Source organism: Campylobacter sp. LMG 17559 (assembly GCF_024723605.1).
Taxonomy (GTDB): Bacteria; Campylobacterota; Campylobacteria; order Campylobacterales; family Campylobacteraceae; genus Campylobacter_D.
Window position 1 is genome coordinate 14,173 of the sequence record NZ_JANQCZ010000013.1, and the last position, 18,979, is coordinate 33,151.

The following is an 18,979-nucleotide window of genomic DNA, read 5'->3' on the forward strand; positions in this document are numbered from 1 at the left end:
TTTTCCTTGCTAAATTTAAATAAAAAATATTTTAAGATAAAAAATAATACCATTATGCCAAATTTTTATTTATTTTTTTATCAAATTAAAGGAAAATCCATGCAAAAAAAGAAAATTTTATTTTTAGGTGCAGGATATGCTACTTTATCGGCTATAAAAGCCTTACCTGATGAGTTTTTTGAAAAAGCACAAGTGAGTTTGATTAATAACAATTCTTATCATTATCATACTATTTTACTACACAAAGTAGCTTCCAATGAAGATATTTATAGTTCAAAATATGATCTTTTGCCTTTATTAAATCCAAAAATCAACTTTATCCAAGATGAAGTTTTAAAAATTTCTAAAGACAAAGTTTTTACTAAAAATAATGAATTTGACTTTGATATTTTAGTATGTGGACTTGGTTTTGCTAAAGAAACTTTTGGTATTAAAGGTATGCAAGAATATGCTTTGAGTATAGATAATTATGAAAATGCTTTAAAAATTAATGAAATAATATATGAGAAAATAAAAAATTATAAAACCACTCAAAATGAAGATGATTTAAAAATCACAGTTTGTGGTGGGGGCTTAAGCGGGGTTGAATTTATAGCTTCTTTAGCTAAAGAGCTTAAATTCTTTTGCCAAAAAGAGCAAATTGCTTATGAGAAATTAGAGCTTTCTATTATCGAAGCTATGGATCAAATTTTACCTATGTTTGATAAAAGTTTGGCTTTAAAAGCAAAGCAAAGACTAGAAGCGCTTGGTGTAAAAGTATATGAAAAATCTAAAATCATAGAATGTGAAAAAAATGGTATAAGACTTGATGGGGGAGAATTTGTTAAAGCTAATACTATCATTTGGACTGCAGGGGTTAGGGGTAATAGCGTTATAGAAAATAGCTCTGATTTTCCAAGTGCAAGATCGCGTATAGAAGTAGATGCTTTCATGCATCCTTTAAATGTTGAAAATCCATCAAAATACTTTTTTATAGGTGATAATAGTTTATTTAAAAATCCTAAAACCAACACTCCTTATCCTCCAACAGCCCAGCTTGCATTAAGAGAAGGAGCTTATGTAGCCAAAGCTTTAATGGCTATGATTGGTGAGAAAGAATTTAAGCAAGAATTTTCTTTTATAAGTGGAAATACCGTTTGTTCAATCGGAAATGATTATGCAGTTGGCACAGTTTTGCATAAGCCAATTAGTGGTCTTTTGGCAATAAAACTTAAAATTTTTATTGAAAAACTATGGCAATATCAGCTTATAGGGATAAAAGGATTTTTTAAATAAACATATAAGAATCATCATAAGTATGATTTAATCTAGCCTGAATACTCTCTTTCCATCCTTTTGCTAGGGTGGAAATTTTTTCTAATTTTTCTAAAGAATTTGAATTTTTAAAAGGATTAAAAAATAATTGATTTAACTCCATAATGCTTAAATTAGTTTCATCTTTTTGTAAGATTTTGATTTTGTCATTTTTGTTCATTACGCCTTCTTTTAAGACTCTATAATACCATCCAGTTCTTCCACTTTTGAAAATTTCTTGAGTGAAATTTAAGTGATTGTGTATGCTAGAAATTTTAAAACAAGGCTTGCGCGGTTGACTTACTTGCAAAATACAAGTACCTATCTCATGTATATCTCCACAACAAACATTATATTCGTTTAAACCATCAATACTTAAATTCTCTCCCATTTCTCCAAAATTTAAGTATTTATTTAAATAATTATTCCATAAAGTATAGTTTTGCACACTATTTGCAAAAACAACTTTTTCTAAATTTCCATGATGAATTTTATCAGCTATTTCATTATCAAGAATATAATCTGTATAAATTTGCAAAGAATTTAAATAAATATCCTTGATAAATGCTGAGTGAAATTTATTATAGTTTTTGATTTTGCCAATTTGCAAAGATTTAATAGAACTCATCAAGGAACTTTACTTAAAAAATCATTTGCATCTACATAGCCTATAATACGTCCTTTTTCCTCGCCTTTGTTAAAAAATATCATCACAGGAGGTCCAAAAACTCCAAATTCTTTCATAAGAGCTAAATCTTCTTGGTTATTATGTGTTACATCTGCTTTTAAAAGTGTGTAATTAGCAAGCAAATTTTGTACTTTCGTATCTGTAAAAGTATATTCTTCTAAAAGTTTGCAGTTTTCACACCAAGTAGCTGTAAATTCAAGCATGACTGGTTTGGTAGAATTTTGTAATTCTTGCTTAAGTTCTTTTAAGTTTTTAATGGTTTTAAAACTTAAACTAGAGCTATTTTCTTTTGAAGCAAGGTTAAACTCAAGAGGTTTTAGCAAGCTTTTTGAACCCATTGAGCCGCCTAAAATTAGACTTAAACTATAAGCTAAAATTAAAATCATATTTGCTTTTTTAAATTTATCAAAATTAGTTTTTGCTTCATCAAATAGCCCCATAAAGCTAGCAAAAAATACCCCTATAATCCCATAAAGCATTAAAATGATATTTGCACTAAGTATTCTTTCTAGCATCCAAACTGCCATGATGAGCATGATAAAGCCAAAGAAAATCTTTATCTTAAGCATCCAAGCCCCGCTTTTTAAAAAACTTCCTCCAAGTCCTATTAAAAGTAAAGGCATACCCATACCAAAACTCATCACAAATAAAGAAAGTCCTCCTAAAAATACATCGCCACTATTAGTAATATAAAGCAAAGCCCCTGCTAAAGGTGCAGCCACGCAAGGTCCTACAATAAGAGCTGATAAAAAGCCCATGATAGCTATACCAAAAACCCCGTTTTTACCTTCTATTTTTTTATTGATAAAATTTTGAAATTTAAGCGGTAATTGTAATTCATAAAGGCCAAACATAGAAAGTGAGAGCAATACAAAAATACCCGAAAAAGTAATGATAATCCAAGGTTGTTGTAATAAACCTTGCACATTAGCTCCTGCAAGGCCCACTAAAGCACCTGCTATAGCATAAGCTAAAGACATAAAAAAGACATAGATAAAAGATAAATAAAAGCTATGTTTTTTAGATGGTTTATCTTTGAGTTTCATTGCGATTAATGATGAAAGAATAGGTATCATTGGTAAAATACAAGGAGTAAGTGCTAATAACAAGCCATAACCAAAAAAAGTTAAAAGCGTGATAAATATATTTTGTGTGCTTAAATCATTAGCAATTTGCTCATCTTCATTTTGCTTTTTAAATTGATCTTTAGTGGATTTTATAGCATAAAATCCATTTTGTTTGTTAAGTTCATAATTTACATATACAGGACGATAGCATAAACCTTCTTCTGAACAACCCTGATAAGCTAAGGAAAGTTTTGCTTTGTTATTTTTAATAAAATCATCTAATAATAATTGAGGTATAAAAAGTTCAAGTTGGCTAAAGATTACTTCTTTGTTTTCTCTAGTTTGAGTTTGTGGGAAATTTAATAAAGAAGTAATGTCATTTGAATCTAATTCTACTTTGATTTGATCTTTGTAAAGATAAATTCTATCTGCAAGATTGATTTTTAAAAAAATTCCTTGATTGTTGCTGTGGGTATTGAGTTTAAAAGCTTCATTGAGTGATAATACTCCATTATTAGCAAAAGCTAAATTTAAAAAAATAAAAAATACCGCTAAAAAACGCATTTTTCTCCTTGAAACTAGAAGTTAAATTTGTTTTATTTTACTTATTTGTGGTAAATTTAAGTTAATAATTATCCTAAATTAAGGAGTTTGTTATAAACTAAAATTCCAAATTTTAACAATCTTAATATTTAGTGAAATTTAGCTGCTATTTGCTATATTTGAAATCATAATAAAGGAAATTTTTGAATAGTATTTTTTTAGTACACAATAAATTTAACGAGCATAAAAAAATTACTTTAAAAGCATATATGGTTAATGCTTTTTTGTTGGTTTTTTTATTGTTTTTATTTTTTTATTTATCTTTTTTAAGCGCTAGTTATAATTTTGATTTTGGGGCAATTTATGAATATAAAGACAAAATGGTACAGGGTTTTTTTACGAGTTTTTTTATTAGTGTTTTGTCTTTAATTGTAGGTGTGATTTTTGCTTTGATTTTATGCTATATGAGTCTTTGTAAAATAGTGCTTTTTAATATGTTTGCAAGAGTTTTTATAGAGCTTATTAGAGGCACACCTTTGCTAGTGCAAATTTTATTGATTTATTATATTTTTGCGGATAATTTAGGGCTTGATAATCGTTATGTTTGTGGAGTTTTGATTTTAGCTTTATTTGCTAGTGCTTATATTTGTGAGATATTTAGAGCAGGGATTTTAAGTGTTGATAAAATGCAATATGAAAGCGCCAAAGCTTTGGGTTTGAGTGAGTTTGAAATTTATAAAAGCGTGATTTTTCCTCAAGCTTTAAAAAATATCTTAGCACCACTAAGCGGACAGCTTAGTAATTTAATTAAAGATAGCTCTCTTTTAAGCGTTATAGCCATTTCAGAATTAACTCAAAATGCTCAGGAAATCAATGCTTTTACTTTTTCAACTTTAGAAATTTACATTCCTTTAGCACTTTGTTATTTGGTTTTAACTTTACCTATTTCTATGTTTTCAAGAAAGCTTGAAAAGAGTTTTTCTTAAAAGAAAAACTCAAGCTTTTGTTCTTTGAAAATTTCTTGCATATCTTTGAGGTATTTTTGACTTAGCTTATCAAAAAGACCATTTTTTTTAGATTTTAAAATAAACTCATTGAGTTCTTCTTTTAATTTGGTATTATTTTTATTTAAAGCTATGGCCCATTGCTCAGATGTTTTTTCAAAAGGGGTAAAAATAGCTTTTGTTTGCTCAGGATGTTTTTTCCATGCTTTATAAATGCTCATTTGATCATAAATAAAAGCATCAGCTTTTACTTGAATGACTTCTAAAATAGCTGCATTTTCTTTATCAAATACTAAGATTTTTGCATTTTTAAGATTTTTTTGAGCATATAAATGCGCACTTGAACCTCTTTTTAAGGCAAGGATTTTTCCTTTTTGATTTAAATCTTCTATGGAATTAATATTTGATTTTTTAGTGCTTAATATCGCTAAATTTGCCTTAGCATAAGGCAAGGTAAAATCTATTACTTTTTTTCTTTGCTCACTTATACTCATAGAAGACATGATTAGATCTATTTTTTGGGTTCTTAAAGCAGGTATGAGTCCATCCCAAGCTATGTTTTGGATTTTTAAATCATAGTTTTTTTCTTTGGCAAAGGCTTGTAAAAACTCTACACTAATACCACTTGGATTACCTTTGGTATCACTCATTTCAAAAGGAGGGTAGGCTAACTCCATGCCTACGATTAATTCTTTTGCATTGAGTGTAAAAAACAAGCTTAGTAAAAAAAGTATTTTTTTCATTTTTTAACTCCAAATTTAACCAAAGCTTTCTCATAATCTTCTTTTGTATCTATACCTATGCTTTGACTTTGTATTTTTAACATTTTGATTTTTTTGCCATTTTCTAGGGCTCTTAATTGCTCTAATTTTTCACATTCTTCCAAAGCTGAATTTTTCAAAGTACAAAATTCTTGTAAATTTTTAACCCTGTATGCATAAATTCCAAGGTGGGCTTTGAAATTTTGTTTATAATTTGCCCTTTCATAAGGAATTTTAGATCTTGAAAAATATAAAGCATAATCATTACTATCAGTAACTACTTTAACCAAATTAGGATCATCACAAGCTTTTGCATCTACTTCTTTATAACAACTACTCATAAAACAAAGCTCATCTTCAAAAGCTTTTTGGCTAAATTCTTTAAAATCTTTAATATTTTGTGTTTCTATAAAAGGCTCATCAGCTTGGACATTGATGATTAGCTCGTTGTTATTTAGTTTTAAAATTTGACAAGCTTCGTTGATCCTATCAGTGCCACTTTCGTGATTTTTACTTGTTAAAACTGCTTTTATATTGTGTTTTTGTGCTATTTTTAAAACCTCTGCATCATCAAGTGCCACGCACACTTCATCAACTTCTTGCATTTTTTTAGCTGTATAAATAAACATAGGTAAATTATCAATCTCGCATAAAATTTTATTTTCAAAACGACTTGATTTTAATCTTGCTGGTATGATTATCATTGTTTTATCCATTCTATAATAGTTTGTTTTAGATTTTTGAGTTTGCAAACTTGATTTTGCTTTTGTGTGCTTGTAAATAAGCTTGCGATATTTGGATGAATTTCTTGTTTAAATTCTTTTGCAAGTTCTTGCATGCAAGCTTGTTCTTCTTGGCATTCTTTATTATAAATTGCTTGATACATACTTGGGGTAAATTTACTCCATTGTGCTGTGGAAGTGATAAGCGTAGTGGTGTTAGAATCAAGCATTTTAAAGCAAGTGCAAGTGTGAGGGTCTAAAAGTCCTAAGTGGCTATATTGTTTGATATATTGCATACACTCATTATCATTGCAAAAATCAGCTTCAAAGTCTTCTTGTAAAAGCTCTAGCTCTTTTTGACTAAGCTCATAATATTTTTCATTCTTTAAAGCCTGCATTAACTCTTTAGTGCGTTCATCTTTAAATTTATCAAAAAGCAATCTTTCTATATTTGATGATATGAGTATATCCATAGCAGGAGAAATAGTCTTTTGTAAGCTTTTATTTCTTAAATCATATTTGCCTGTATTAAAAAACTCACTTAAAATATTGTTTGAATTGGAAGCAATTTTAATTTTGCCTATATTTGCTCCCATTTTTTTAGCATAATAAGCTCCCAAGGCATCGCCAAAATTTCCACTTGGAATGATGATATCTATTGTTCTATCGATTTTTAAACTAGCATAGTAATGATAGATGATTTGAAAAAGTATTCTTCCAAAATTAACTGAATTTGCAGCACTTAGACTTAACTTTTCTTCTTTTAAAGTATTTTTAAAATCCTCATCATTTAAAAGCGCTTTTAGAGCATTTTGCGCATCATCAAAATTACCTTCAATGGCTATGGATTTTAAATTGCTTGCATTTGAATGTGTCATTTGTAAAGCTTGAGTTTTACTTGTACCTTCATTTGGGTAAATACAAACTACTTTTATGCCTTTTTTATTTTCAAAGCTTTTTAGCGTAGCAGGCCCTGTATCACCACTTGTAGCGCACATGATTAAAAAATCATCATCTTTTTTTAAGTGTTCTAAAAGCACGCCAAAAGGTTGCAAAGCTATATCTTTAAAAGCTCTTGTTGGCCCATGGAATAATTCATTAATATAAAGCTTATCATTGATTTTTTTCAAATTAATAGGGCAGGTTTTATCATCAAAACTCTCATAAGTTTTCAAAGCTTTTTCAAAAACTTCAAGATCTAAATCAAAATCAAAAGCTGCGATGATTTTTAAGGCTAATTCTTTGTAGTTTAAATTTTTCAAAGCTTCATTGTCAAGCTTTGGTAGATTAAGTGGTGCATATAAAGCATTATTAGGTGCACTAGGGCTAAGTAAGGCTTTTGAAAAGCTTACTTGGTGATTTTTATCTTGGGTTGAGTGTAGTAACATTTTCTTCCTTTTTGTTAAATTTATCAATATAATCTTGCAAAACTTGCTTAAAGCTATCTTTTAAAACAATATCAAGATGAATAAGTTCAGTTTTAAAGCCAAAATCTTTTACTTTCACATAGTCTTTAAAGGTTAGCATTAAGGTATCACAATTGTGTTTTTTTAAAAGTTTTTCTAATTCTTCTTTTTTGAAAGTATAATGATCGGCAAAAAAATAACAAGCCCTAGCTTTGATAAAATGCTCATATAATCTAAAAGGCTTTGCAATAGAGCTTATTAAAACGGCTTTTTGATTTTCTTTCACATGAGAATAACGCACAAAATCTTCGTTTTCTTTAGCTATAAAATCAGCCCTTTTAGCAAAAGATTTTGGCAAACGATAAGCCCCACTAGGTAGGGTAAAACCAAAAAATGGCTCATCTTTACTTTGCAGTAAAATATTAAGTTTTTTAATGTGAAATTTAGAAAAAGCATCGTCTAAAAGTATGATTTTTGCTCCAAGCTCGATAGCTTTTTGTATGCCTTTAACCCTATCTTCGCTTACTATCACTCCATTAATGTGCTTTGTAAGTGCATATTCCATAGCTTCATCGCCACTTTCTTTAATATCGCATAAAATTTCATCTTTATGCTTAACGATGATTAAGCCTTTACTTTGTCTTTTATAACCTCTTAAGATGATAAAACAATTTTCAAACTCAGTCGCTATGGCTTTACAAATGGGAGTTTTTCCATTGCCTCCTAGGGTTAGATTGCCTATGCTTATAATGGGTAAATTAAAATCAAGTTCTTTTTTAAATTTAGTATTTAAAATCGCTATGATCATATATAAAAAGCTAAAAGGCAAAAGCAAAAAGGCTAGAGTTTTTTGTAAAAAATTAGGTTTAAAAAAATAGCGATCAAGCCAAGTCATATGTATTCTTTAATGTTGTTGGAAGTTTTCTTTTAAAGGCATTATTTTGCACACGCTCTAAGACTAAATTTTTTAATTTATCATCAAAATTTTCCAAACTTTGATTATTTTCTAAAGCTTTTAAAACTTCATCTAAAACTTCATATTTATAGCCAAGATCTTCTTCATCGCTTTGATTTGGCCAAAGATCAGCACTAGGGGCTTTTTGTATGAAATTTTCATGCACACCCATAAATTTAGCAAACTCAAAAACTTCACTTTTATAAAGCGTAGCCAAAGGGTTAAAAGCACAAGCTAAATCCCCATAAATAGTTCCATAGCCAAGCATAAGTTCGCTTTTATTAGAAGTGCCTACTACCAATGCATTGTGTAAAGCCGAATAATCATAAAGCAAACTCATACGCACTCTTGCAGCTAAATTTCCAAAGCGTAAAGGGTTTAAGTCTTGACAAATTTTTTCATAAGCACAAAGTACTTCATCAATATAAATAATCTTATGATGAATTTGCAAATCTTTACAAAGCATTAATGCATCATCTAAATTTTCTTTTTTAGAATGTTTTGTAGGCATTAAAAGCACAAAAAGTTTTTCACCCACTGCTTTTTTACAAAGATGAGCTACTAAAGCTGAATCTATCCCACCACTTAAACCTAAGATGAGATTTTTATCCCCTGCTTGTTCTTTTATAAAATTGATCAATAATTCTTGTAATTTTGTATAATTCATAAAAAATCTTTAAATATTAATTTTTTAAAATTATATTTGATTTAGTTAAAAGGAAGTTTATATGCGTATTTTAAAACAACCATGCGGAATGTATGAAACAAATTGTTATATTATAGATCATAATAACAAGCAAATCATCATCGATCCAGGTGAAAATGCTTATGAGTATATCAAAGAAAACGCAAGCAAACCTTTAGCTATTTTAAATACTCATGGTCATTATGATCACGTTTATGATAATGCTAAAGTTAAAAAGGTTTATGAAATTCCACTTTTTATCCATAAAGATGATGCTTTTATGCTAAAAGATCCTTTTAATTATGGTTTTGAGCATTCAAATGCTGATGTGTTGATAGAAAATGAAAATGAATTTAGTATAGATGAGTTTAAGTTTAAATTTCATCATTTCCCAGGGCATACTCCAGGGTGTTGCATGATAGAACTTGTGGGTGAAGATGTGCTTTTTAGTGGAGATTTTTTATTTTACCGTAGTATTGGTAGATGGGACTTTCCTTACTCAGATGCAGCTAAGATGAAAGAGAGTTTATTGAAAGTTTTAGCTTATGAAAAAGATTTTAGATTACTTCCAGGGCATGGAGAAGAAAGCACTTTAAAAGAAGAACAAAAAGCAATTCCTGCTTGGTTAAGGTATTTTCACTAATGGATAAGGTTTTATATTTTTTAAGTTTTTTGCTGATTTTAAGTGCGGTTTTGAGTTTTTTTAAACCTAAAGAAACAAAAAAGAAATTTTTTCACAAATGCCCATGTTTTAGAGCGGTGGAAAATGGTTTAATGAGTAGAATTTGCATTTATGCAGGAAGTTTTGGTTTTATGTATTCTGTGCTTTATATTGGTTTTGGAGTGTATGATAAAAAGCTTTTCATGATTTTGCTTTTATCTTTTGCGATATGGTATTTTGCTTGGGTTTTAAAAAAAGAGTAAAAAACTATCATTAAAAATGTTAAAATACTTTTTTAATTATCAAAAAGGGTATCAAAATGAGAAAAAGCATAGCAGAATGGCAAAAACAAGAGCTACTTTTACTTTCCTTGCCTCATGAAAATAGCGATTGGAAGCCTTATTTAGAAGAGATTTTACAAAGCTATGAAGAATTTGTTAAAGCTGTGGCAAATTTTCAAAAAGTTTTACTTATAGCACCAAGTGAAAAAGACTTTCAAAGATTTAAGCATATAAAAAACGTTGATTTTTTTAAGTGTGATACTAATGATACTTGGATTAGAGATTTTGGTGCAATTGATGTGCTTGAAGATGATAAACTCATAGGGCTTGATTTTACTTTTAATGCTTGGGGTGATAAATTTCAAAGCACTTTAGATAATGCAGTAAATTCAAAACTTTTTGCGCAAAAATTATCAGGAAAATTAGAAAAAATTGATTTTATTTTAGAAGGTGGGAGTATTGATTTTAATGGGCAAGGAGTAATGCTTACAACGAGTGCTTGTTTATTAAATGAAAATAGAAATTCACATTTAAATAAAGAGCAAATTGAAGCTAAATTAAAAGAAATTTTTGGCTTAAAACAAATTATATGGTTAAATCATGGTTATATAAAAGGCGATGATACTGATCATCATATAGATACTCTAGCAAGATTTATCAATGAAAAAACCATTGCTTATTGTGTGTGTAAAGATGAAAATGATGAGCATTATAAGCCCTTAAAAGCTATGGAAGAGGAGCTTGAAAAAACAGGGTTTGATTTATTAGAGCTTCCTTTACCTAAGCCTTTGTATTTTGAAGGTAAAAGACTTGGTGCTACTTATGCAAATTTTGTTTTTGTTAATGGTGGCTTGATAGTGCCAACTTATAATGATGAAAATGATGCTTTGGTATTAGAAAATTTACAAAAAGCATGTAAAGATAGAAAAGTAGTAGGGGTTGATGCAAGAGTGTTTTTAAGACAAAATGGTTCTTTGCATTGTTCTTGTCAAAACCGCTATGAAGGTCAAAGATGAATTTGCAAAAAAGCGCAACCATCATCGCAAGTGTATGTGCTGTTTTTTTAGCTATTGTTAAATTTATAGTAGGTTTAGCTTCGGGTTCTGTTGCGGTGCTTTCTAGTGCGATTGATTCTTTACTTGATTGTGTGATTTCGGGTTTAAATTTTTTAGCTTTGAAAAAAAGCTCTCAAGGATCTAGTAAAGAATATAATTTTGGCCTTAGTAAAATTGAAGCCTTAATGGGGCTTTTTGAAGGTCTTGTTATTAGTGGGATTGGGGTTTATATTTTTTATGAGAGTGTTTTAAAAATTCACAATCAAGAAAGTGTAGAAAAACTTGATCTTGGAATTTATGTCATGGCTTTTGCTATGGCTGTGACTTTGTGTTTGGTAGTTTTTTTAAATTATGTTGCCAAAAAAACAAAAAGCTTGATTATAAAAGCTGATAGCCTGCATTATAAAATAGACTTTTTAACTAATGCTCTAACGTTTTTAGCACTTGTGATTATAGCTTTTACAAATTATCATTTTATTGATGGTTTGTTTGGTATAGCTATAAGTTTATATACGATTTTTTCAGCTTTTAAAATTATAAAAGAAAGTTCTAAAATTTTATTAGATGTGGCGATTGATAAAGAGCAAGTTGAAGTGATTAAGCAAATTATAAGTGCAAATAAAGAAGTCAAAAGCTTTCATCATTTAAAAACTAGAAAAAGCCCTGATATACTTTATGTTAGTGTGCATTTAGTTTTTGAACCTACAATATCACTTTTAAAAGCTCATAAAATTGGCGATGAGATTGAAGATAGCATAAGAGAATATTTTAAAGATGATTTTTGGAATATCCATATACACTTAGACCCTTATGATGATTCAGAAGAAGAAAGGAGTAAAAATGAAATTAGCACTCATACAGCAAGAATTTAAACAAAATAAAGAAAAAACTATAGAAAAAACATGTGAACTTATCAAACAAGCAGCGAAAGAAAAAGCTGAGCTTGTATGCTTGCAAGAACTTCATCAAACGCAGTATTTTTGTCAAAGTGAAAATACAAACTTTTTTGATTTGGCAAATGACTATGAAGAAGATGTTAAGTTTTGGTCTAATGTAGCTAGGGAAAATAAAGTTGTTTTGGTAACTTCTTTATTTGAAAAAAGAAGTGCAGGACTTTATCATAATACTAGCGTGGTATTTGAAAAAGATGGTTCCATAGCAGGTAAATACCGTAAAATGCACATACCTGATGATCCTTGTTTTTATGAAAAATTTTATTTTACTCCAGGTGATTTGGGTTTTGAACCTATACAAACAAGCGTTGGAAAGCTTGGAGTTTTAATATGCTGGGATCAATGGTATCCTGAAGCTGCTAGGTTAATGGCTTTAAAAGGAGCTCAAATTTTGATTTATCCTACTGCTATAGGTTGGTTTGATAAGGATGAAAAAGAAGAAAAACAAAGACAACTTGAAGCTTGGATAGGTGTGCAAAGAGGTCATGCTATAGCTAATGGCTTGCCTGTAGTAGCTATTAATAGAGTGGGTTTTGAAAAAGATGAAAGCGGTGTCGAAGATGGCATAAGATTTTGGGGGAATTCTTTTGTCTTTGGGGCTCAAGGTGAAGAGCTTTTTAGAGCTGATGATAAACAAGAGCTTTGTAAAATCATTGAAATTGATATGCAAAGATGTGAAAATGTGCGTAGATGGTGGCCGTTTTTACGCGATAGACGCATAGAGTATTTTCATGAATTAAATAAAAGATTTATTGACTAAAAGGAGGAAAAATGAAAAAAGTTTTAGTGCCTTTGGCAAAAGGTTTTGAAGAAGCTGAATTTATAGGTATAGCTGATGTTTTAAAAAGAGCAGGGGAGGCTAGTGGGAATTTAGAAGTAATTATTGCTTCGCTTGATGATGAGCTTTTGGTACAAGGTGCTAATGGAATTTGCATAAGGGCTGATGCGAGTTTATCTAGTGTTGATCAAGAAAATTTAGATGCAATTGCTTTAGCAGGTGGCTTTGAAGGTATGATGAATTTAAAAAACAATTCTCTTATCATAAAAATCATACAAGATTTACATGCTAAGAAAAAAATCGTAGCAGCTATTTGTGCTTCACCTATGGTATTGGCAAAAGCAGGGGTGATAAATGGGGAGTTTTCTTGCTATCCTGGTTGTGAAGTAGGTATTGAAGGAGCTAGAGTAAATAAAGCGGTTGTAGTAAATGAAAATGTCATCACAGCAGCTGGACCTGCTACGGCTATTTTGTTTGGTTTAGAGCTTGCTAAGCATTTATGCTCAGAAGAAATTTATCAAAAACTTTATGAAGGTATGCTTGTTCCTTTAACAAAATAAACCCTCGCTAATGAGGGTTTAGCTTACATTTGTTTCATAAGCTTGGTGATTTCACCCTCATGAGGAAATCTATCTACTTCGCAGTTAAACAAGTCTTTTTTAGAGTAAATGATTTTGCCATCTACTTCTACTATAAAATGACCACCACCTTTTTCTATGGTAGAAATTTGCACATCTTTGAATTCATTTTGTATTTCTTCTGCAACCCTTGCAGCTTGTGGTTTGTAATTTCAAAGATTACAATAATAAATTTTTACTTCCATTTTTTACTCCTTTTTTGAAAGTAAGTTATTATACATTTTTTATGCTTGTAAGTTTTAAATTTAAGGTTTTTTTTTATAATAATAAAAAAATACAAGGGAAAATATGAGCCAATTTACACATTTACATTTACACACAGAATATTCTTTACTTGATGGAGCAAATAAACTCAAAGAGCTTGCTAAAACGCTAAAAGCTCAAGGTGCAACAAGTGTTGCTATGACTGATCATGGAAATATGTTTGGTGCTATTGATTTTTATAAAACAATGAGGGCTGAGGGGATTAAACCTATCATAGGGCTTGAAGCATATTTACATAATCATGATGATTTAAGTGATAAAAGCTCAAGACAACGCTTTCATATTTGTTTGTTTGCTAAAAATGAAATTGGCTATAAAAATTTGATGTATTTAAGCTCGCAAAGCTATATACATGGTTTGTATTATTACCCAAGGATTAACAAAAAGCTTTTAGAAGCACATAGTGAGGGTTTGATTTGCTCGTCTGCGTGTTTGCAAGGTGAGGTTAATTGGCATTTAAATACCAAAAATGAAAGAAATTTAAAATTTGGCGCAAAAGGTTATGAAGGCGCAAAAGAAGCTGCGCTTTGGTATAAAAAGGTTTTTGGAGATGATTTTTACCTTGAGATTATGCGTCATGGCATTGATGATCAAAAATTTATCGATGATTCTATCATCAAACTTGCTAAAGAGCTTGATATAAAAATCATCGCAACCAATGATACGCATTATACTTTTAAAGAAAGAGCAGCCGCACATGAAGTATTTATGTGTATAGCTATGGGGGTTAAGCTTGATGATCCAGGGCGTTTAAGACATGAAGTACATGAGTTTTATGTAAAAACACCAGAGCAAATGAGCGAGCTTTTTGCTGATATTCCTGAAGCCATTGAAAATACTCAAGAAATAGCTAATAAATGCAATCTAGAATTAAAACTAGGCGATCCAACACCACCAAATTTTAAATTTACCCGTGAATATGCGAAAAAATATGGCTTAAGTTTAAGTCAAGAAGATCAAGAATTTAGCTTTGATAATGATGATATAGTTTTTGAATATCTTTGTAAAAAGGGCTTAGAGGAAAGACTTCAATTTATCGATGAGAGTAAACATCAAGAGTATAAAGATAGGCTTGATTTAGAAATTAGTATTATTAAAAATATGAAATTTTCAGGTTATATGCTTATCGTTCATGATTTTATCGCTGCAGCTAAGGAAAAAGATATACCAGTTGGCCCAGGGCGTGGGAGTGCAGCAGGGAGTTTGGTTTCATATTGTTTGAAGATTACAGATTTAGATCCTATACCTTATAATCTTCTTTTTGAGAGATTTTTAAATCCTGAGCGTGTATCAATGCCCGATATTGACGTGGATTTTTGCCAAGATAGAAGAGGGGAAGTAATTGATTATGTTATTGATAAATACGGAGCTGAAAAGGTTGCACAAGTCATTACCTTTGGTAAGCTTTTAGCAAAAGGTGTAATCCGTGATGTGGCTAGGGTTTGTGATATGAGCATACCTGATGCAGATGCTTTGGCAAAATTAGTTCCTGAAGAGCTAAAAATCACTTTAGAAAAAGCTTATGAGCAAGAGCCAAAAATAGCTGAATTTGTAAATTCTCATCCAAAAGGACGTCAAGTTTGGGATTTTGCTAAGGCACTGGAGGGTTTAAATAGAAATGCAGGTATGCACGCAGCAGGGGTTGTGATATCTAATGAAGCTTTGTGGAATAAAGCTCCTCTTTTTAGACAAAGCAAAAATGATGAGCGTCATTTGGTTACGCAGTATTCTAAAGAATATCTTGAAGATGTAGATTTAATCAAATTTGACTTTTTGGGTTTAAAAACTCTTACGGTAATTGATAATGCGATTAAGCTAGTAAAAAAGCGCTATGGTAAAGATGTAATTTGGGAAAAGATTGATATGAATGATCCTAAGGTTTATAAAACCATACAAAGTGGAAATACCTTGGGCATTTTCCAAATAGAATCAGGCGGTATGCAAAGTTTGAATGCTAGGTTAAAGCCTGAAAGATTTGAAGATTTAATCGCGGTTTTAGCTTTATATAGACCAGGGCCACTTGATAGTGGGATGGTGGATGATTTTATCGATATCAAACATGGTAGAAAGGCTGCTACTTATGCATTTGAAGATTTAAAACCTATACTTGAAAATACTTATGGAGTTATAGTTTATCAAGAGCAGGTTATGCAAATAGTGCAAAAAATCGGTGGTTTTTCTTTAGGTGGGGCTGATAATGTGCGCCGTGCTATGGGTAAGAAAAAAAGAGAAATTTTAGATAATCTTAAAGCAGAGTATCTAGAAGGAGCTAAAAAACAAGGTTATGATGAGAAAAAGGCTGATGATTTGTTTGAACTTATTTTGAAATTTGCTGAATATGGTTTTAACAAATCTCACTCAGCTGCTTACGCACTTATAACCTTTCAAACAGCGTATTTAAAGACTTATTATCCAAGTGAGTTTATGGCTGCGCTTTTAACAAGTGAAGAAAGCAATGTAGACAAGGTCGCAAAATACATTGAAGAAATGAAAAGAATGAATATCAAGCTTTTGCCACCAAGTATTAACAAAGCCCAAAGAGAATTTAGCGCAACTAAGCTTGAAGATGGTTCTGAAGCTATTATTTATGGGCTTGGAGCGATTAAGAGTGTGGGAATTCCTGCGATAGAAAATATCATGGCTATTCGCAAGGAAGAGGGCTTTAGTGATTTTGATGATTTTATAAGTTCGATTGATCCTACTAAGATTAATAAAAAAACCATAGAAAATTTAGCTAAATCAGGTGCTTTTGATGAGTTTGGCTATACTAGAAAATGTTTGGTGGATAATCTTGAGCTTATTTCAGAAACAAGTAGAAAAATCGCTGAAGTTAAAAGAAACTCCACTGCTTCACTTTTTGGAGAAGAAGAAATAGCTGCAGATATCAAAGTAGGGCTTCATGATAGCAAAGTAGAATTTGAACTAATGGAAAAACTAGGCTATGAAAAAGAAATTTTAGGAATTTATGTATCAGGCCATCCTTTGGATAAATTTGCAAGTCAAATAGAAGGCATAGAGTATTTTAAAAGTATGGACTTTGAAACACTCAAAGGCGAGGGTGAGCTTTTGGTTGTAGGAAAGATTGAAGATTTTAAATCAATGATGAGTAAAAGTGGTAAAAGATATGCTAAGGCTGTGGTTTTAGACTTTTATTCTTCTTTTGATATGATTATTTTTGAAGCTCAAGTAGAAAAAGTTGAAGCACTTTTTAAAGAAAGCAAAGATGAAGCCTTTGCCTTTTTACTAAGATATAAAAACAACGACAATGACTTAAGCTTTAGTTTAAATGAAATTTACACCCTAGAAGAAGCAAAGGAAAATGAGCTAAAATCTTTTAGTAAGAAAAAAAGCTTTACAAAAAAAGAAAATAAAGAAGAATTTACACAAGAACCTATGAAATTTGAAGAAAATATCATAGAACTTGATATTAACAAGCTTAGTAAAGATATGGTGTATGAAATTTATGATCTAGCTAATACAAGGCACAATCCAAAAGATACTAATAACAAAAAGCTTGTACTAAAAGTACTTGATATGGGTAGTTGCTTGCTTTATCATACAAATTTTGTTCTCTCACAAGAAGCTATGGATGTGATAGCTCAAAAATGTAAAGGTTAAAATATAGACATTAAAAGTCCATTTTATACAGTATAGTTATATCAATACAATATAAAAAGGATAAAAAATGGCTTTAGCACTTGAGACTATTCAAGATTATACTATCCAGAAAGGTAAAAAATCTTTTTGGATGTGTTTTAACACTCCAAACAATTATTTTCATGTCAATAAAACAAAACATGGTGATTTGCTTGACAAAGACAAGACAGATTATAAAGCTAGAGATGAATTTTTAGCTTTTATGAAAGAAAATTTTCCAAAAACCAAACTAACTATGGTATTTGATACAGCTCCGGCGGGGGTATTTGTTGTATCCTTATTTGGGTAGTCTTGCTGTTGATTGTGAGGAAAATGATGAGGTTTATAAGGCTATAAACAAAAACTTCAAGGCGTGTTAGTTTGGAATTTGCAATGTATTTTTTAAGATCTTTCATGATTTTTCTCTAAATTTTTTAAAAATATTAACAACAATTGCTTTATAAATAAATAAAGTCTAGTTTATAAACGCTGTAAAACTTATAGTTTGGAAATGAAAGTTTGTTTAGAAAGCAATGTTTGAGAGTAAAAGATGATAAATATATAATTATTAGAATACAGAATATTATATTTTACTAGGTTTAACTAAGAGTGGTGAAAGTGTCGGTCAAAGCAGACAAGCTTGTAAAAAATTATATGATTTGCTATATCAGCAAAATTTATCAAATATAAAATTAGAAATCACAAATATAAAATTAGAAATCACGAATAAATTTTAGAAAGGAGTAAGCTTAGAGTAGGTTACCACATAATCCCCCTAAAAAAGGGGACAAGGTTAATAAGCCTTGACTATAATCATACTTAGTAGTATAATTATAAAGATTATGTGGATTATATAGCTCAAATTTAATCACCTACTTTCTAGGGTTAGATTAAGCCATAGGGGGTCAGACCTACGGCTAACCCTTGAAAGTATTATACAAAAACCTACTTTAAACTACAAATAATATGTCATTTTTATTTAACAATGCAAAGCTTTATATTGCTTTAGCATTAATGCTTATGCTTAATGTATTTTTATATCTTAAGCTAGATAGCACAAACGCAAAATTAGAAAAAAGTCAAAGTGATTTAAATTTAGCTTTGGGTGTAAATAATGAACTCACGAGGATTACTCAGGAGCTTAAAATAAGACACGAGCAAGAGCTAAAAGCACTCTTTCATGTAAATACTCAAAAAAATCAAATCAAAACAAGGGTTGATGATGTTAAAAACTATATATCCAAAAGCAATGAAACTAATACCACTAAGCTTTTTAATGTTATGCTTGATAGGCTGTGGGAGCAAAACACAAGTATTAACCAAAATACAAATTCAAAAAGTGTAAATACTAATTGAAGTATAAAAAATGTAGTTGAAAATTTTTTAAATAGTGTTATGTTGCATTATAATATACTACTTTCTTTTGGATTTTTAGTATATATTGTGACAATATATCATTTATTGAAATTACCATTCCAAAAGCTAAGAGATAATTTAGCGATAGATTCTAACAATGATGGTTTTAACAGATAATAAGTATCCATGTTCTCCGTTTCCTTTCATAGAAGGTGCTAGCGATATTGAAGATG

Annotated in this window: 19 protein-coding genes; 11 read left to right on the forward strand and 8 right to left on the reverse strand. The window is 30.1% G+C overall.

What is annotated here, in order from left to right:
• Positions 1–99: 99 nt before the first annotated feature.
• Positions 100–1,275: an NAD(P)/FAD-dependent oxidoreductase gene (locus tag CAMP5082_RS06860; protein ID WP_263736383.1), complete on the forward strand. Its 1,176-nt coding sequence runs from the start codon at positions 100–102 to the stop codon at positions 1,273–1,275.
• On the opposite strand, the gene CAMP5082_RS06865 is transcribed toward CAMP5082_RS06860, so the two are convergent.
• Both CAMP5082_RS06865 and dsbD read right to left on the reverse strand, forming a co-directional pair.
• Complete coding sequence (locus CAMP5082_RS06865; protein WP_214124815.1) at positions 1,268–1,921, reverse strand: MOSC domain-containing protein; 654 nt, start codon at positions 1,919–1,921, stop codon at positions 1,268–1,270. The genes CAMP5082_RS06860 and CAMP5082_RS06865 overlap by 8 nt on opposite strands.
• Positions 1,921–3,612 (reverse strand): protein-disulfide reductase DsbD, encoded by a 1,692-nt coding sequence (gene dsbD, locus CAMP5082_RS06870; RefSeq protein WP_337206299.1) that lies wholly within the window; start codon positions 3,610–3,612, stop codon positions 1,921–1,923. Before dsbD ends, CAMP5082_RS06865 begins: the two co-directional genes overlap by 1 nt.
• Positions 3,613–3,860: 248 nt before the next feature.
• Here dsbD and CAMP5082_RS06875 point away from each other — a divergent pair, with 248 nt between their 5' ends.
• Positions 3,861–4,577: an amino acid ABC transporter permease gene (locus CAMP5082_RS06875; RefSeq protein ID WP_337206312.1), complete on the forward strand. Its 717-nt coding sequence runs from the start codon at positions 3,861–3,863 to the stop codon at positions 4,575–4,577.
• Here the strand turns inward: CAMP5082_RS06875 and CAMP5082_RS06880 are convergent.
• The 5 genes from CAMP5082_RS06880 to CAMP5082_RS06900 are packed head-to-tail and all read right to left on the reverse strand — an operon-like array spanning position 4,574 to position 9,106.
• Complete coding sequence (locus tag CAMP5082_RS06880) at positions 4,574–5,338, reverse strand: transporter substrate-binding domain-containing protein (RefSeq protein WP_337206300.1); 765 nt, start codon at positions 5,336–5,338, stop codon at positions 4,574–4,576. The genes CAMP5082_RS06875 and CAMP5082_RS06880 overlap by 4 nt on opposite strands.
• Positions 5,335–6,060, reverse strand: coding sequence for a 3-deoxy-manno-octulosonate cytidylyltransferase (gene kdsB / locus CAMP5082_RS06885; RefSeq protein WP_337206301.1), 726 nt, complete (start codon positions 6,058–6,060; stop codon positions 5,335–5,337). Before kdsB ends, CAMP5082_RS06880 begins: the two co-directional genes overlap by 4 nt.
• A complete protein-coding gene (gene thrC / locus CAMP5082_RS06890) occupies positions 6,057–7,466 on the reverse strand; it encodes a threonine synthase (RefSeq protein WP_337206302.1) in 1,410 nt (469 codons plus the stop codon). Before thrC ends, kdsB begins: the two co-directional genes overlap by 4 nt.
• Positions 7,441–8,379: a tetraacyldisaccharide 4'-kinase gene (locus tag CAMP5082_RS06895; protein WP_337206303.1), complete on the reverse strand. Its 939-nt coding sequence runs from the start codon at positions 8,377–8,379 to the stop codon at positions 7,441–7,443. Before CAMP5082_RS06895 ends, thrC begins: the two co-directional genes overlap by 26 nt.
• Positions 8,366–9,106 carry an NAD+ synthase gene (locus tag CAMP5082_RS06900; protein ID WP_337206304.1) on the reverse strand — a complete coding sequence of 247 codons (741 nt, stop codon included), beginning with the start codon at positions 9,104–9,106 and terminating at the stop codon, positions 8,366–8,368. The genes CAMP5082_RS06895 and CAMP5082_RS06900 overlap by 14 nt, the downstream gene beginning before the upstream one ends.
• Positions 9,107–9,167: 61 nt before the next feature.
• Between CAMP5082_RS06900 and CAMP5082_RS06905 the strand changes: the two genes are divergently transcribed.
• Genes CAMP5082_RS06905 through CAMP5082_RS06930 form a run of 6 tightly spaced genes read left to right on the forward strand, consistent with a single transcriptional unit; the run spans position 9,168 to position 13,412 of the window.
• A complete protein-coding gene (locus tag CAMP5082_RS06905) occupies positions 9,168–9,767 on the forward strand; it encodes an MBL fold metallo-hydrolase (protein WP_337206305.1) in 600 nt (199 codons plus the stop codon).
• Positions 9,767–10,048, forward strand: coding sequence for a hypothetical protein (locus CAMP5082_RS06910; RefSeq protein WP_263702031.1), 282 nt, complete (start codon positions 9,767–9,769; stop codon positions 10,046–10,048). The genes CAMP5082_RS06905 and CAMP5082_RS06910 overlap by 1 nt, the downstream gene beginning before the upstream one ends.
• 56 nt (positions 10,049–10,104) lie before the next feature.
• A complete protein-coding gene (locus tag CAMP5082_RS06915; protein WP_337206306.1) occupies positions 10,105–11,082 on the forward strand; it encodes an agmatine deiminase family protein in 978 nt (325 codons plus the stop codon).
• A complete protein-coding gene (locus tag CAMP5082_RS06920; protein WP_337206307.1) occupies positions 11,079–11,993 on the forward strand; it encodes a cation diffusion facilitator family transporter in 915 nt (304 codons plus the stop codon). Before CAMP5082_RS06915 ends, CAMP5082_RS06920 begins: the two co-directional genes overlap by 4 nt.
• Entirely contained in the window at positions 11,962–12,834 is an 873-nt protein-coding gene (locus CAMP5082_RS06925; protein ID WP_257928749.1) for an N-carbamoylputrescine amidohydrolase, read from the forward strand. Before CAMP5082_RS06920 ends, CAMP5082_RS06925 begins: the two co-directional genes overlap by 32 nt.
• 11 nt (positions 12,835–12,845) lie before the next feature.
• Positions 12,846–13,412: a DJ-1 family glyoxalase III gene (locus CAMP5082_RS06930; protein WP_337206308.1), complete on the forward strand. Its 567-nt coding sequence runs from the start codon at positions 12,846–12,848 to the stop codon at positions 13,410–13,412.
• A 23-nt stretch (positions 13,413–13,435) separates the two neighbouring features.
• Here the strand turns inward: CAMP5082_RS06930 and CAMP5082_RS06935 are convergent, their stop codons facing one another.
• Positions 13,436–13,675, reverse strand: coding sequence for a SelT/SelW/SelH family (seleno)protein (locus CAMP5082_RS06935; protein ID WP_255349556.1), 240 nt, complete (start codon positions 13,673–13,675; stop codon positions 13,436–13,438).
• 103 nt (positions 13,676–13,778) lie between these two features.
• Here CAMP5082_RS06935 and dnaE point away from each other — a divergent pair, with 103 nt between their 5' ends.
• The 3 genes from dnaE to CAMP5082_RS06950 all read left to right on the forward strand — a co-directional run bounded on the left by dnaE (position 13,779) and on the right by CAMP5082_RS06950 (position 18,746).
• On the forward strand, positions 13,779–17,372 hold the full coding sequence (gene dnaE / locus CAMP5082_RS06940; protein WP_337206309.1) for a DNA polymerase III subunit alpha: 3,594 nt from the start codon (positions 13,779–13,781) through the stop codon (positions 17,370–17,372).
• 67 nt (positions 17,373–17,439) lie between these two features.
• On the forward strand, positions 17,440–17,700 hold the full coding sequence (locus CAMP5082_RS06945) for a hypothetical protein (protein WP_337206310.1): 261 nt from the start codon (positions 17,440–17,442) through the stop codon (positions 17,698–17,700).
• A gap of 656 nt (positions 17,701–18,356) precedes the next feature.
• A complete protein-coding gene (locus CAMP5082_RS06950; protein WP_337206311.1) occupies positions 18,357–18,746 on the forward strand; it encodes a hypothetical protein in 390 nt (129 codons plus the stop codon).
• Positions 18,747–18,979: the final 233 nt, after the last annotated feature.

Bases quoted from the DNA above. Each gene is read 5' to 3' on its own strand.
- CAMP5082_RS06860 (WP_263736383.1), top strand. From the start codon at position 100: ATGCAAAAAAAGAAAATTTTATTTTTAGGTGCAGGATATGCTACTTTA.
- CAMP5082_RS06865 (WP_214124815.1), bottom strand. From the start codon at position 1,921: ATGAGTTCTATTAAATCTTTGCAAATTGGCAAAATCAAAAACTATAAT.
- dsbD (WP_337206299.1), bottom strand. From the start codon at position 3,612: ATGCGTTTTTTAGCGGTATTTTTTATTTTTTTAAATTTAGCTTTTGCT.
- CAMP5082_RS06875 (WP_337206312.1), top strand. From the start codon at position 3,861: ATGGTTAATGCTTTTTTGTTGGTTTTTTTATTGTTTTTATTTTTTTAT.
- CAMP5082_RS06880 (WP_337206300.1), bottom strand. From the start codon at position 5,338: ATGAAAAAAATACTTTTTTTACTAAGCTTGTTTTTTACACTCAATGCA.
- kdsB (WP_337206301.1), bottom strand. From the start codon at position 6,060: ATGATAATCATACCAGCAAGATTAAAATCAAGTCGTTTTGAAAATAAA.
- thrC (WP_337206302.1), bottom strand. From the start codon at position 7,466: ATGTTACTACACTCAACCCAAGATAAAAATCACCAAGTAAGCTTTTCA.
- CAMP5082_RS06895 (WP_337206303.1), bottom strand. From the start codon at position 8,379: ATGACTTGGCTTGATCGCTATTTTTTTAAACCTAATTTTTTACAAAAA.
- CAMP5082_RS06900 (WP_337206304.1), bottom strand. From the start codon at position 9,106: ATGAATTATACAAAATTACAAGAATTATTGATCAATTTTATAAAAGAA.
- CAMP5082_RS06905 (WP_337206305.1), top strand. From the start codon at position 9,168: ATGCGTATTTTAAAACAACCATGCGGAATGTATGAAACAAATTGTTAT.
- CAMP5082_RS06910 (WP_263702031.1), top strand. From the start codon at position 9,767: ATGGATAAGGTTTTATATTTTTTAAGTTTTTTGCTGATTTTAAGTGCG.
- CAMP5082_RS06915 (WP_337206306.1), top strand. From the start codon at position 10,105: ATGAGAAAAAGCATAGCAGAATGGCAAAAACAAGAGCTACTTTTACTT.
- CAMP5082_RS06920 (WP_337206307.1), top strand. From the start codon at position 11,079: ATGAATTTGCAAAAAAGCGCAACCATCATCGCAAGTGTATGTGCTGTT.
- CAMP5082_RS06925 (WP_257928749.1), top strand. From the start codon at position 11,962: ATGAAATTAGCACTCATACAGCAAGAATTTAAACAAAATAAAGAAAAA.
- CAMP5082_RS06930 (WP_337206308.1), top strand. From the start codon at position 12,846: ATGAAAAAAGTTTTAGTGCCTTTGGCAAAAGGTTTTGAAGAAGCTGAA.
- dnaE (WP_337206309.1), top strand. From the start codon at position 13,779: ATGAGCCAATTTACACATTTACATTTACACACAGAATATTCTTTACTT.
- CAMP5082_RS06945 (WP_337206310.1), top strand. From the start codon at position 17,440: ATGGCTTTAGCACTTGAGACTATTCAAGATTATACTATCCAGAAAGGT.
- CAMP5082_RS06950 (WP_337206311.1), top strand. From the start codon at position 18,357: ATGTCATTTTTATTTAACAATGCAAAGCTTTATATTGCTTTAGCATTA.